The following is a 13,198-nucleotide window of genomic DNA, read 5'->3' on the forward strand; positions in this document are numbered from 1 at the left end:
CTCCGGCTCCTTCGCACTAACCCGACTTCCGCGCGGTCAATAGACCCAGCAGAGTCCGCTTTTTCGCGCGCTCATTTCTCCGGCGCACCTCGACAGGGGTACAGCTCATGCAAAACGGACGTGATCACCGCATCGACTTCTTTCGCGGTATTGCGCTGATCTTCATCTTCTGGGACCACATCCCGGGGAATCTGCTCGGTCACTTGACCGTGCGCAACGTCGGGCTCAGCGATGCAGCGGAAATTTTCGTCTTCCTCGCCGGCTACGCCTCGGTGCTGGCCTACGGCAAGCTGCTCCGACGCGACGGCTACTGGATCGCCTGCATGCGCATCCTGCGCCGCGCCTGGGTGCTCTATGTCGCCCACATCTTCCTGCTGGCGGTGCTGATGGGCATCGTCTTCACCACCAACAGCCACATCGAAACCCGCGATTTCGTCGAGGAAATGGGCCTCGGCTACTTCCTCGCCAACCCGCAACAGGCCCTGGTCGACGAACTGCTGCTGCGCTTCAAGCCCAGCCTGATGGACCCGCTGCCGCTGTACATCGTGCTGCTCGCGGCGCTGCCGTTGATCCTGCCCGGGCTGCTGCGCCGACCGGAATACCCGGTGGGGCTGTCGCTGGCGCTGTACCTGCTGGCACCGTTGTTCGGCTGGAATTTCAGCTCGCAGCCGAACGGCCAGTGGTTCTTCAACCCGCTGGCCTGGCAGGTGCTCTTCGTGCTCGGCGGGGCGGCAGCGGTACAGGCACAACGCAAGGCGTCGACGCCCGCTCCATTGCCAGCGCGAAGCCTGCGGCAACAGCCGTTGTTCCTCGCCGCGGCGACCTACCTGGTGCTCTGTGCGGCGCTGGCGCTGTCCTGGAGATGGCCGGCGCTGCACGACGCGCTGATGCCACAGTGGCTCGCCGAGCGGATCTACCCGATCGACAAGACCAACCTGTCCCCGCTGCGCCTGCTGCACTTCCTGGCCCTGGCCTATTGCGTCGCGGTCGTTCTGCCGACCGGCGCCTGGCTCGAGCGCTGGCCGGCGCGGCAACTCTGCCGGATGGGCAGCTACTCGCTGGAAGTGTTCTGCCTGGGCGTCCTACTCGCGCCGCTCACCGATGCCGCGGTCACGCTGCTCGGCAATGGCCTGGTGGTGCAGGTTGCCGGTGGCCTGGCCGGCGTGGCGCTGATGGCCGCGCTGGCGGCCTGGCTGGAGCTGAACAAACGGCTCGCCGCCTCCCGCAAGAGCGCGCCGGTCATGGCGCAAGCCAAGCCCGCCTGAACCGCGGCAGCGCTCAGGCGGAGCGGGAAAGCAAGTGGACGATGCCCGCCGGGTTGGCGATCCAGAACCCCTCGAAACCCTCCGGCAGCGGCTCGATGGCATCGCAACGCACCACGCCGCGCTCCTCCAGCCAGCGCGCGGCGGCGACCGGGTCGTCGCTGCAGATTTCCAGCCACAGCTCGGCCTGGCTCATGCTCGCCACCCGGTCGATCCACAGGCGCCGATCACCGCCGAAATCGAACGCCAATGAGTCGGCTTGCTCGGCCAGTACCGGCAGGCCCAGCACATCGCGATAGAACGCCACGGTCTGTTGCCACTGATGCGGAGGTACTTTCATGGCCATATTGCGGCCGGGGGTGAACTTCATCGCATTGCTCCCTCAGGTGATGGTGGATAAGGCCCTGAGCAGATAGTGAAGCAGGTTGGCTGCCATCCTGTGGGGCGCTTCGTCCAGACCCGCTAGCCGGACTTCAGGCACTCACGGTGGTCCAACGGCATAGACGACCCTAAAAAGGGAAAACCGATGGTTCTACGATCCCGCGAGACGGCTTCTATACACGCATGCGGCTGAAGATGCGTCGTAGGGGCGAATTCATTCGCCCGGCGGGTCGGCGGCTTGGGCGAATGAGCGCGCCCTGCGGGACTCCGGCGTTGCCTCGCCAGAGCCCTGCGGCGCCGACGCACGGCGATTGTCCAGACCAAGCCGGACGGCCAACAGCGACTAAGCTTCAAGCAAGCGCACGCAGCGCAGCTAGCAGCCAGGGCGAGCGATCATGGGCGTAATATGGCAATCCGACACCTCCCCCTCCGCGACTCCGGAAAGCGATGTCCCCGCGCTTTGCCAGCCTAAACCGCAAAAACGCCTATCTAAGCTGCGCCTGGTGCTCTGGCTCCTGGTCCTGCTGCTCCTGATCGCCCTCGCCATCGTCGCCGCCTACGAAATACAAACCTCCCACTTCCAGTCGCGGGGCTTCAGCCGCTATGCCGAAACGCTGGACTACGCCGTGCAGGCGGGGCCCAGCGACGCCATCCTGTTCCCCCGCGACGGCCCCTTCGACAAGCGCCTCGGCTACGCCTACCTGCCGATGTTCCTCGAACGCCTGCAGCAGCGCGGCTTCCAGATCCAGTCCCAGGCGCACTTTTCGCCGGCGCTGATGAACTACACCCAGCGTGGTTTCTTCCCGCCCTACCAGGAAAAGGACCAGAGCGGCCTGTCCATCGACGACTGCCGCGGCGTGCCGCTCTACCGCTTCCGCTATCCGCAGCAGCGCTACGACGACTTCCACGACATCCCGCCGTTGATCGTCAACAGCCTGCTGTTCATCGAGAACCGCCAGTTGCTCGACCCCGAACGCCCCCTGGCCAACCCGGCGGTGGACTGGCCGCGCTTCGCCATGGCGGCGATCTCCCAGGTCGGCAAGCTGCTCGACATGCAGGACCAGTCGGCCGGCGGCAGCACCCTGGCCACCCAGTTGGAGAAGTACCGTCACTCGCCGGACGGCCTCACCTATTCCGCCGGCGAAAAACTCCGCCAGATGTTCTCCGCCAGCGTGCGTGCTTACCGCCAGGGCCCGGAAACCCTGGCCGCCAGCCAGACCGTCGTACGCGACTACCTCAACAGCGTGCCGCTCTCCGCCGCGCCCGGCCACGGCGAAGTGCACGGCCTGGCCGAGGGATTGCGAATCTGGTACGGCGCCGACTTCGACCAGGTCAACCGCCTGCTCGATCCGGAGCGCTCACCGGACGCCAGCAATGCCGAGCGCGGCCTGGCGCTGCGCCAAGTGCTCTCACTGATGATCGCCCAGCGCCGCCCCTCCTTTTACCTGGCCCAGGGGCGCAGCGAGATGGAAGCGCTCACCGACAGCCACATCCGCCTGCTGGCCAACGCCGGGGTGATCCCGCCCGCCCTGCGCGACGCCGCCCTGGCGCAGCGTGCCGAATACCGGGACTGGACCATGCAGCCGCCGATGCAGGCCAACGAGACCAACAAAGGCATCAGCGTCGCCCGCAGCCGCCTGTCCGGCCTGCTCAACATGCCGCTGTACGACCTCGACCGCCTCGACCTGAGCGCCACCAGCACCCTGCAGGGCGAGCTGCAACAGGCGGTCAGCGCCTACCTGCGCCGGCTCGCCGACCCGGCCTTCGCCGAGCAGATCGGCCTGTTCGGCGAGCGCCTGCTGTCGCCGGAGAAAACCCAGGACGTGCGCTACAGCTTCACCCTGTTCGAACGCACCCCGGACAGCTACCGGGTCCGGGTGCAGACCGACAGCACCGACCAACCCTTCGACATCAACGAAGGCAGCAAGCTGGAACTGGGCTCCACCGCCAAGCTGCGCGTCCTCACCACCTACCTGGAAATCATCGCCGAGCTGCACGATCGCTTCGCCGGCCAATCGCCAAAGGCCCTGCGCGCGGTGGAAGTCGAACCCATGGACCTGATCACCCGCTGGGCCCTCGACTACCTCGCCACCCGCTCCGACCACAACCTCCCGGCCATGCTCGACGCAGCCCTGGAACGGCGCTACTCGGCCAACCCCGGCGAACGCTTCTTCACCGGCGGCGGGCTGCACACCTTCGGCAACTTCCGCCGGGAGGACAACGGCCGCCTGCCAACCCTCAAAGAAGCGCTGCGCGAATCGATCAACCTGCCGTTCATCCGCTTGATGCGCGACATCGTCCGCTACAGCACCTACCAGGCGCCGGGCAACAGCGCGGAACTCTTGAAGAACGACAAGGACCCACGCCGCGAGGAGTACCTGCGGCGCTTCGCCGACCGCGAAGGCACCGTGTTCCTCCTGCGCTTCTGGCGCAAGTACAAGGGCAAGGCCGAACAGGAACGCCTCGACACCTTCCTCGATGGCCTGCGCGCCACCCCGGTCCGTCTCGCGGCGGTGCATCGCTACCTGCGTCCGCGCGACGACCTGCCCACCTTCGCCGCCTTCCTGCGCAGCCGGGTGCCCCAGGAAAAACTCACCGACAAGCGCATCGAGGAGCTGTACCGCAACTACGGCCCGGGCGCCTACAACCTGCCGGACCAGGGTTACATCGCCCGCGTCCACCCGCTCGAGCTCTGGCTGCTGGGCTACCTCATCGATAATCCGAAGGCGGAATTCAGCGACGCCGTGGAAGCCAGCCGCGACGAACGCCAGGAGGTCTACGGCTGGCTGTTCAAAACCCGCCACCGCAGCGCCCGGGACGTCCGCATCCGCACCATGCTGGAGGTCGAAGCCTTCCTCGACATCCATCGTCGCTGGCAGCGCGTCGGCTATCCGTTCGACCACCTGGTCCCGTCCCTGGCCACCGCCATCGGCAGCTCCGGCGACCGCCCGGCGGCCCTGGCCGAGCTGATGGGGATCATCCAGAACGATGGCATCCGCCTGCCCACGGTGCGCATCGACAACCTTCATTTCGCCACCGGCACGCCGTACGAGACCCATTTCAACCAAGTTCCCAACCGCGGCAAGCGGGTGCTCCCCTCGGAAGTCGCCGCCGCCCTGCGCGACGTGCTCTCCACCGTGGTGGAAGGCGGCACCGCACGGCGCCTGCAAGGCAGCTTCGCCCTGCCCGACGGCCAGCCGCTGAGCGTCGGCGGCAAGACCGGCACCGGCGACAACCGCATCGAAAGCGTCGGCCCCGGCGGCCGCATCCTCAGCTCGCGGGCGATGAACCGTACCGCCACCTTCGTGTTCTTCATCGGCCAGGATCACTTCGGCACCCTGACCGCCTTCGTCCCGGGCCAAGCGGCGGAAAACTTCCGCTTCACCTCGGCCCTGCCGGTACAGGTGCTCAAAGGCATGGCCCCGGTCCTCAGCCCCTACCTCGAACCCAGCCTCGGCACCCGCTGCCAGCCCCCGCTCGGCCCGGTGCAGGCGCGTTGGCAGTGAATGCCGGTGGGCGATAAGTGCTCTGCGTCTTGTAGGAGCGAGCTCTGCTCGCGAAAGGGCGTATTCAAAAGCTTCGCCAGCAGAGCTGGCTCCTACGAAAAACACGATCCGTGTAGGGACGAATTCATTCGTCCGCTTGGCTACGTCGGGCGAATAAATTCGCCCCTACCGCCGGCCGCACGCTCGCAAGCGCCGCCACGCAAAGGCTTCGGTAATCCGTAGCCCGGATAAGCTCCAGCGCAATCCGGGACCACGCGCCCCCGGATTGCGCCCAGGCTTATCCGGGCTAAGTGTAGGGGCAAATCATCGCCCCGAGCCGCCCCGCACCAATGCCCCGCCTCAGCGAAACCACACCTTCCCCACCTCGCGCAGGAAGATTTCCGCGGTCTTCGGCCCGATGCCTTCGAAGGCTTCCAGGCGTTTCTGCACCTCCCGGCGATCGGCGCTCCGTTCACGGATGCGGCTGACCTTGCCGTCGTATTCCTTCTCCAGCTTGTCGCAGAGCTTGAGCAGGCGGTCGGCGGTGGATTCGTCGTAGCGCACGTAATGCCCCTCGCCGAGCATGTCGACGATCTGCTGCCAACTGCACGAGCCCAACTTGCGTGGGGTATCGCGGCCATGTTTTTCGACGATGGCGCGGTAGGCGTCGGCGGCGATCTCCTGCTGGATGCGCTTGCCGAACAGGAAGCTGGCGAGGAACCACTTGAACAGCGCGCGCTCCTCGCCGCTGGCGACGTCGATGCCCAGGTCGCTGGCGTTGATATCGTGGGCCATGGGAACCTCCGAACGAGCCTGTCTCCTGGTTCCGACCGAACAGCGCCAAAGGAGGTTCGGCCGGACCGGCCTGCACGTTGAACTCGCTCCCGCACGACGTGTCTAGCCAGGACAACAACGAAGCGGCCTCCGGGCCATGCTCGAAAAAACCACCCGCCAATAGGAAATCTCCCCATGCTCGATGGACGCGCAGCCCTGGCCTCAGGCCTTCTCCTTCTCGCCCTCACCGCCTGCAAGAGCCCGGATACCCTCTCCGAACACACACCGCCCGCCCCGGAAGCCTCCAGCGGCTACACCGCCAAGCCCGGCTGGGCGACCCAACGTTTCGCCGTGGCGGCGGCCAACCCGCTGGCCACCGAGGCCGGCTACCAGGTCCTCAAGGCCGGCGGCAGTGCCCTGGATGCGGCTATCGCCGTGCAGATGGTGCTGACCCTGGTGGAGCCGCAATCCAGCGGCATCGGCGGCGGCGCCTTCCTGCTGCACTGGGATGGCCAGCGCCTCGCCGCCTTCGACGGTCGTGAAACGGCCCCCGCCGAAGCCGACGAAAAACTCTTCCTCGACGCCGATGGCAAGCCGCTGGAATTCATGCAGGCGGTGGTCGGCGGGCGCTCGGTGGGCGTACCCGGAGCGGTGAAGATGCTCGAAGCGGCACACCGGCAATACGGCAAGCGGCCCTGGGCCGAGCTGTTCCAACCGGCGATCCGGCTGGCCGAAGAAGGCTTCCCGGTCAGCCCGCGCCTGCACACCCTGCTGGCCGCCGACCCGGCCCTGCGGCAGAACCCCCAGGCCGCCGCCTTCTACTACCAGGCGGACGGTTCGCCGCTGCCGGTCGGCCATCGCCTGCGCAATCCGGCCCTGGCCCAGTTGCTGCGCACCATCGCCGAGCGGGGCAGCGCTGCCTTCTACCAGGGCAAGGTGGCCGAAGCGCTGGTCGAGCAAGTACGCCAGCACCCGACCAACCCCGGGCGGATCAGCCTGAACGACCTGGCCGGCTATGAGCCGCGCCAGCGCGACGCGATCTGCACACTCTGGCAGCAGCACTACCGCGTCTGCGGCTTTCCGCCGCCGTCGTCGGGCCACATCACGTCGATGCAGATCCTCGGCCTGCTGGAGCAGTCGGGCCCGCTGGAACCCCTGGCCAACGGCCTGCCGGGCACCGACTTCCTGCACCGTTACAGCGAGGCCTCGCGGCTGGCCTATGCCGACCGCGCGCAATACCTGGCCGACCCGGACTACGTACCGGCACCCGGCGGCAACTGGCGCAGCCTGCTGGCACCCGCCTATCTGAAGCAACGCGCCGCGCTGATCGGCCCGAACAGCATGGGCACCGCCAAGCCCGGCGTACCCGGCCAAATGCCCATAACCTTCGCGCCGCAGCCCGAGCAGCCGGAATACGGCACCAGCCACATCAGCATCGTCGATGCGCAAGGCAACGCCCTGGCCATGACCACCACCATCGAACAGGCTTTCGGCTCGCGCCTGCTCAATGACGGCGGCACCGGCCTGCCGGGCGGCTACCTGCTGAACAACGAACTGACCGACTTCGCCTTCGAACCGCGCGATGCCCAGGGCAAGCCGGTGGCCAACCGCGTCGAGCCGGGCAAGCGGCCGCGCTCCAGCATGAACCCGACCCTGGTGTTCGACGCCGACAGCGGCAAGCTGCTCGCCAGCATCGGCTCGCCGGGCGGCGCGGCGATCATCCACTTCACCGCCAAGACCCTGCTCGGCCTCTACGGCTGGGGGCTGGACGCGCAGAAAGCCATCGACCTGCCCAACTTCGGCAGCCTCAACGGCCCTACCCTGCTGGAAGCCGGGCGTTTCCCCGCCGCTACCGTCGAAGCGCTGAAAGCTCGCGGCCATCAAGTCAGCGAGACGGAAATGACCAGCGGCCTGCAAGCCATCCAACGCACCCCGCAAGGCTGGTTCGGCGGTGCCGACCCCCGCCGCGAAGGCGTGGTGATGGGCGACTGAACGACCGTTCCGCCCTTCCCCCACGGACGCCGGCGCACTCGCCGGCGTCCGCCCTCCGTTGGCAGCCCCGCCGGATCAAAACGACCGCGCGGTCATTTTTGTACACAATCCAAAAGAAAAGTGTTTCAAACAAAGTTCACAAGTTGTTATAGTCGGCACATTCTGACCGACCGGACAGCTTTTACCGGATCGCAGAGAGCCGAGCGTGCTCGCAAGCCCATGACCGAACAAAAACAACTGGCAGGCTGAACCCATGACCGCACCCGCAGACCGGAGCGCCCAGGCGCCGACCGCAAGCAACGAACTCATCTACCAACTCGACGACCGCCCCGCCGTGGGCCCGGCGATCTTCGCCGCGCTCCAGCACGTGCTGGCCAGCTTCGTCGCCATCATCACCCCCACCCTGATCGTCGGCAGCGTGCTCGGCCTCGGCGAACACGTGCCCTACCTGGTGAGCATGGCGCTGTTCGTCTCCGGCCTCGGCACCTTCGTCCAGGCCCGGCGCATCGGCCCCATCGGCTCCGGCCTGCTCTGCCTGCAGGGCACCAGCTTCGGCTTCCTCAGCGTCATCCTCAGTGCCGGTTTCATCGTCAAGGGCCGCGGCGGCAGCCCCGAAGACATCCTCGCGACCATCTTCGGCGTGTGCTTCTGCGCAGCTTTCATCGAGATCGTCTTCAGCCAGTTCATCACCAGGCTGCGCAAGGTCATCACCCCCGTCGTCACCGGCACCATCATCTGCCTGATGGGCCTGTCGCTGATCAAGGTGGCGATGACCGACATGGCCGGTGGCTACGGCGCGCCCGACCTCGGCGCCCTGGACAACCTGGCCCTGGCCGGCGTGGTGCTGGCGGTGATCGTGCTGTTCAACCGCTTCCAGTGGCAGGTGCTGCGTCTCTCGGCAGTGATCATCGGCCTGCTGGTGGGCTCGCTGATCGCTTGGCAGCTCGGCAAGATCGACTTCGCCGGCCTCGCCGAGGTGCCCCTGGTGAGCATCCCGCAGCCGTTCAAGTTCGGCTTCGCCTTCGATCTGGTGGCGTTCATCCCGATCGCAGTGATCTTCCTCATCACCCCGCTGGAGACCACCGGCGACCTCACCGCCAACTCGATGATCTCGCGCCAGCCAGTGAGCGGCCCACTGTACCTGCGGCGGATCAAGTCCGGCGTGCTCGCCGACGGCTGCAACTCGGCGATGGCCGCCCTGTTCAACAGCCTGCCGATGACCACCTTCAGCCAGAACAACGGCGTCATCCAGCTCACCGGCGTAGCCAGCCGCTACGTGGCCTACTACATCGCCGCGATCCTGGTGCTGCTCGGCCTGTTCCCCATCGTCGGCGCGGTGCTGCAACTGATGCCCAAGCCCGTGCTCGGCGGCGCCACCCTGATCATGTTCGGCACCGTTGCCGTGGCCGGGGTGAAAATCCTCGCCGAAGCCGGCCTGCAGCGCCGCAACATGCTGATCGTCGCCATCTCCATCGGCCTCGGCCTGGGCGTGGCGGGCGTGCCGGAAGCCCTGTCGCAGATGCCCGAAGCGATCAAGAACATCTTCGGCTCGCCCATCACCATCGGCGCCTTCAGCGCCATCCTGCTCAACCTCTTCCTGCCCAGCGACGACGCCCAGGCCGCCGAAGAAAGCGCCAGTACCGACGCCCCGCAGTACTCCGATGCCGAACAGGCGCTGCTGCGCCTCGGCCTCGAAGAAGGCAAGCAGCCCCAGCCGAACGCCTGACCGACCACCCGCCGCGTGCCCTCCCGCGCTCCCCGCGCGGCGGCACGCTGCGCCCCGAGCAATGCCAAATAACAAGACAGACAGGAGCACTCGATGAACCGCACCCTCACTTCCCTGCTGCTCGCCGGCGGCCTCGTCGCCGCCGGCCAGGCCAACGCCGGCGACCTGCTGCACTGGCAGGACAACAGCCTGACCTACCTGTACGGCAAGGATTTCACCGTCAACCCGCAGATCCAGCAGACCTTTACCTTCGAGCACGCCAACGGCTGGAAGTACGGCGACACCTTCTTCTTCCTCGACAAGATCTTCTACAACGGCGAGAAGGATGCCCTGAACGGCGACAATACCTACTACGGCGAATTCTCCCCGCGCCTGTCGTTCGGCAAGATATTCGACGCCAAGCTGGAGTTCGGCCCGGTGAAGGACGTGCTGCTGGCGATGACCTACGAGTTCGGCGAGGGCGATACCGAGTCATACCTGATCGGCCCGGGCTTCGACCTGGCGATCCCCGGCTTCGACTACTTCAAGCTCAACGTCTACCGCCGCACTACCGATGGCGACCGCGACGGCGACGACGTCTGGCAGATCACCCCGGCGTGGTCCTACACCATCCCGGTGGGCCGCTCGGACCTGGTCATCGACGGCTTCATGGACTGGGTGGTGGACAACGACGACAGCTACCACGCCAACCTGCACTTCAACCCGCAGATCAAGTACGACCTGGGCAAGGCCCTGAGCTGGGGCGCGAAGCAGGTCTACGTGGGGATCGAATACGACTACTGGCAGAACAAGTACGGCATCGAGGACAGCCGCTACTTCGACACCGACCAGAACACCGCCAGCCTGTTGCTGAAGGTGCACTTCTGACCGGGTTTTCGGCGCCTGTCGGGTAGGGACAGGCCCCGAAGGCAGGGGATGGCGTGAAAGCGCCATCCCCTTTTTCTTTTCCGCCTTGGCGGCGTCGGGCGAATGAATTCGCCCAGCCCTCACCCACAAAAGCTTCGCCAGCAGAGCTGGCTCCTACATGAGCAATCCCGGGCCATTTCTGTGGGAGCGAATTCATTCGCGATAGGCCCCCACCGAGCCTCTGTCATTCGCGGAATAAATTCGTCCCCACGAAGCCCGTGAAACGCCAGATGCCCATCCCAGACACCCCGCACCCGAGCACCAATCACTTTCTGACTTTAAAGTCAATATTTTGCACACACTAAAATGCAAATTTTGTATGCAATCTATAAAAAACTGATGTACAAAAGATCACCCAAGCCTGTTCAACGCACGGGAGCGACCATGAAGATCCGCGTCATCAACCCCAATACCACCAGCAGCATGACCGAGAAAATCGGCGATGCCGCACGCCGTATCGCCGCGCCGGGCACCGAGATCGTGGCGAGCAATCCGAGCAGCGGGCCGGTGTCCATCGAGAGCCATTTCGACGAAGCCATCAGCGCCGTCGGCGTGCTGGAGGAAATCCGCGCCGGCGAGCAGGAGCGGACCGATGCCTACATCCTCGCCTGCTTCGGCGACCCCGGCCTGCTCGCCGCCCGCGAGCTGACCCGCGCACCGGTGATCGGCATCGCCGAGGCCGCGTTCCACATGGCCACGCTGATCGCAACACGCTTCTCCATCGTCACCACCCTGGCGCGCACCGGAATCATCGCCGAGCACCTGCTGCAGACCTACGGCTTCGCCCACCACTGCCGCCGCGTGCGCGCCGCCGAAATCCCCGTGCTGGACCTGGAAGACAGCGGCACCCGGGCCCTCGACCGGATCATCGACGAATGCCTGCGGGCCAAGGCGGAAGACAACATCGGCGCCATCGTCCTCGGTTGCGGCGGCATGGCCGACCTCACCGGCGAAATCCGCGATGCCGTGGGCCTGCCGGTCGTCGAAGGCGTCACCGCCGCGGTGAAGCTGGCGGAATCGCTGGTCAGCCTCGGACTGGGCACCAGCAAGCACGGCGACCTGGACTTCCCTCGGCCGAAGACCTTCCGCGGCCGCTTCGACTACCTCTCGGGAGACTGACACCCAGGCACGCGGACGCGTGCCGGCAGTAACGCTTCGCAGCCCCCAGGGGCAAGGAAAACAAGAACAAGAGCGAGGGCAAGGCCCTCCAGCGAGGTTTCACATGCACAGCGAACACATCCATCCGCAGAGCCTGCGGCTCGACACCCCATCGGACAGCGACGCCGGCAAGGCCGCCGGGGAAGAATCCCTGGCCCCGCAAAAAACCCGCATCATGGGGCGCGTCTCCTACCTGCTGGCCTGGTTCGGCGGCTGCGTCTCCATCGGTACCTTCGCCATGGGTTCGAGCATCGTCGGTACCCTCAACCTCTTGCAGGCGACCCTGGCCATCGCCATCGGCTGCTTCGTCATCGGCATCGCCCTGGCCCTGAACGGCGCCGCCGGCTACAAGTACGGCATTCCCTTCATGGTCCAGGCGCGCAGCGCCTTCGGCTTCAGCGGCACACGCTTCCCCGGCCTGGTGCGGGCGGTGCCGGCCATCGTCTGGTACGGCTTCCAGAGCTGGATCGGCGCCGGCGCACTGAATGCCGTGTCCAGCACGCTGTTCGGCTTCGACAACCTGGTGTTCTACTTCGTGGTGTTCCAGTTCCTGCAGATCGGCCTGTCGATCTTCGGCTTCCAGGGCATCAAGTGGCTGGAGAACATCGGCAGCGCCTTCATCCTGGTTTCGCTGGTGTATATGTTCTACAGCGTGATCGACCGCTACGGCGACGCGATCACCGCCAACCTGGTGAACATCGAAGGCACCTGGGGCCTGCCCTTCTGGGGCGCGACCCTGCTTTTTCTCGGCATCTACAGCACCATGATGCTCAACGTCAGCGACTACTCCCGCGAACTCAAGGAAGGCAGCGGGCCCGGGCTGCTGACCACGCTGTACGCCATGTCGATCCTGCCGTGCACCCTGTTCATGGGGCTGATCGGCCTAATGGTCTCCGGCGCCACTGGTGTCTCCGACCCGATCAAGGTGTTCGCCAGCGCGGTGGACAACACCCCGCTGCTGGTCGCCACCCTGCTGTTCATCGCCTTCGCCCAGGTCACCACCAACGTGCTCAACAACGTGGTGCCGCCCACCTACATTCTCATGGACGTGTTCAAGCTGCGCTTCCGCACCGCCACCGTGCTGGTCGGGCTGCTGGCCTTCGGCACCTTTCCCTGGGAACTGGTGAAGGACGAATCCGCCGCCGGCCTGCAGCTTTTCGTGCAGACCTACTCGGCCTTCCTCGGCCCGATCTTCGCCGTGCTGGTGGTGGACTACTTCATCCTGCGCCGGCGCCGCCTGGACATCGCCAAGCTCTACGACGCCGAGGGACCGTACCGTGGCGTCAACTACGCCGCCATCGCCGCCTCGCTGCTCGGCGCCGCCGTGGCGTTGAGCTTCCCGGCCGTATCCTGGTACGCCAGCCTGCTGCCTGCCGGGCTTGCCTACTACCTGCTGATGCACCGCTGGCCGGCCTGCCGGCGCTTCCTGGACTGAATCCGCAGCCACAAGCCCGTAGCCCGAATAAGCGCCAGCGCAATCCGGGGCTACCCACTCCTTGTAGGGGCGAAATTCA

The 13,198-nt window shown here is 66.0% G+C and carries 9 protein-coding genes; 7 read left to right on the forward strand and 2 right to left on the reverse strand.

All coding sequences use genetic code 11. The features are described from left to right. Positions 1 to 107 precede the first annotated feature (107 nt). Entirely contained in the window at positions 108 to 1,265 is a 1,158-nt protein-coding gene (locus tag PIN01S_RS06195; RefSeq protein ID WP_084334431.1) for an OpgC domain-containing protein, read from the forward strand. A 13-nt stretch (positions 1,266 to 1,278) separates the two neighbouring features. Here PIN01S_RS06195 and PIN01S_RS06200 read toward each other — a convergent pair whose 3' ends face one another. Further along, positions 1,279 to 1,632, reverse strand: a complete 354-nt coding sequence (locus PIN01S_RS06200) for a VOC family protein (protein ID WP_084334433.1) — start codon at positions 1,630 to 1,632, stop codon at positions 1,279 to 1,281. 406 nt (positions 1,633 to 2,038) lie between these two features. Between PIN01S_RS06200 and PIN01S_RS06205 the strand changes: the two genes are divergently transcribed. Next, positions 2,039 to 5,149 carry a transglycosylase domain-containing protein gene (locus tag PIN01S_RS06205; RefSeq protein ID WP_084334435.1) on the forward strand — a complete coding sequence of 1,037 codons (3,111 nt, stop codon included), beginning with the start codon at positions 2,039 to 2,041 and terminating at the stop codon, positions 5,147 to 5,149. A 339-nt stretch (positions 5,150 to 5,488) separates the two neighbouring features. Here PIN01S_RS06205 and PIN01S_RS06210 read toward each other — a convergent pair whose 3' ends face one another. Next, positions 5,489 to 5,923 (reverse strand): DNA methylase, encoded by a 435-nt coding sequence (locus PIN01S_RS06210; protein WP_084334437.1) that lies wholly within the window; start codon positions 5,921 to 5,923, stop codon positions 5,489 to 5,491. A gap of 174 nt (positions 5,924 to 6,097) precedes the next feature. On the opposite strand from PIN01S_RS06210, the gene ggt reads away from it, so the two are divergent. The 5 genes from ggt to PIN01S_RS06235 all read left to right on the forward strand — a co-directional run bounded on the left by ggt (position 6,098) and on the right by PIN01S_RS06235 (position 13,119). Next, complete coding sequence (gene ggt / locus PIN01S_RS06215; protein WP_084334439.1) at positions 6,098 to 7,894, forward strand: gamma-glutamyltransferase; 1,797 nt, start codon at positions 6,098 to 6,100, stop codon at positions 7,892 to 7,894. A gap of 253 nt (positions 7,895 to 8,147) precedes the next feature. Further along, entirely contained in the window at positions 8,148 to 9,620 is a 1,473-nt protein-coding gene (locus tag PIN01S_RS06220) for a uracil-xanthine permease family protein (RefSeq protein ID WP_084334441.1), read from the forward strand. Between the two features lie 93 nt (positions 9,621 to 9,713). After that, entirely contained in the window at positions 9,714 to 10,487 is a 774-nt protein-coding gene (locus tag PIN01S_RS06225) for an outer membrane protein OmpK (protein WP_084334443.1), read from the forward strand. 423 nt (positions 10,488 to 10,910) lie between these two features. Continuing rightward, positions 10,911 to 11,645 carry an aspartate/glutamate racemase family protein gene (locus PIN01S_RS06230; protein ID WP_084334445.1) on the forward strand — a complete coding sequence of 245 codons (735 nt, stop codon included), beginning with the start codon at positions 10,911 to 10,913 and terminating at the stop codon, positions 11,643 to 11,645. Between the two features lie 103 nt (positions 11,646 to 11,748). After that, positions 11,749 to 13,119 carry an NCS1 family transporter gene (locus PIN01S_RS06235; RefSeq protein WP_084334447.1) on the forward strand — a complete coding sequence of 457 codons (1,371 nt, stop codon included), beginning with the start codon at positions 11,749 to 11,751 and terminating at the stop codon, positions 13,117 to 13,119. The last annotated feature ends 79 nt before the right edge of the window (positions 13,120 to 13,198 follow it).

The sequence above is a fragment of the Pseudomonas indica NBRC 103045 genome (assembly GCF_002091635.1).
Taxonomy (GTDB): domain Bacteria; phylum Pseudomonadota; class Gammaproteobacteria; order Pseudomonadales; family Pseudomonadaceae; genus Pseudomonas_M; species Pseudomonas_M indica.

What these genes read in the sequence shown, in the direction of transcription:
- PIN01S_RS06205 (WP_084334435.1), top strand. Translation starts at nt 2,039, where the DNA reads ATGGGCGTAATATGGCAATCCGACACCTCCCCCTCCGCGACTCCGGAA.
- PIN01S_RS06210 (WP_084334437.1), bottom strand. Translation starts at nt 5,923, where the DNA reads ATGGCCCACGATATCAACGCCAGCGACCTGGGCATCGACGTCGCCAGC.
- PIN01S_RS06230 (WP_084334445.1), top strand. Translation starts at nt 10,911, where the DNA reads ATGAAGATCCGCGTCATCAACCCCAATACCACCAGCAGCATGACCGAG.
- PIN01S_RS06225 (WP_084334443.1), top strand. Translation starts at nt 9,714, where the DNA reads ATGAACCGCACCCTCACTTCCCTGCTGCTCGCCGGCGGCCTCGTCGCC.
- ggt (WP_084334439.1), top strand. Translation starts at nt 6,098, where the DNA reads ATGCTCGATGGACGCGCAGCCCTGGCCTCAGGCCTTCTCCTTCTCGCC.
- PIN01S_RS06195 (WP_084334431.1), top strand. Translation starts at nt 108, where the DNA reads ATGCAAAACGGACGTGATCACCGCATCGACTTCTTTCGCGGTATTGCG.
- PIN01S_RS06235 (WP_084334447.1), top strand. Translation starts at nt 11,749, where the DNA reads ATGCACAGCGAACACATCCATCCGCAGAGCCTGCGGCTCGACACCCCA.
- PIN01S_RS06200 (WP_084334433.1), bottom strand. Translation starts at nt 1,632, where the DNA reads ATGAAGTTCACCCCCGGCCGCAATATGGCCATGAAAGTACCTCCGCAT.
- PIN01S_RS06220 (WP_084334441.1), top strand. Translation starts at nt 8,148, where the DNA reads ATGACCGCACCCGCAGACCGGAGCGCCCAGGCGCCGACCGCAAGCAAC.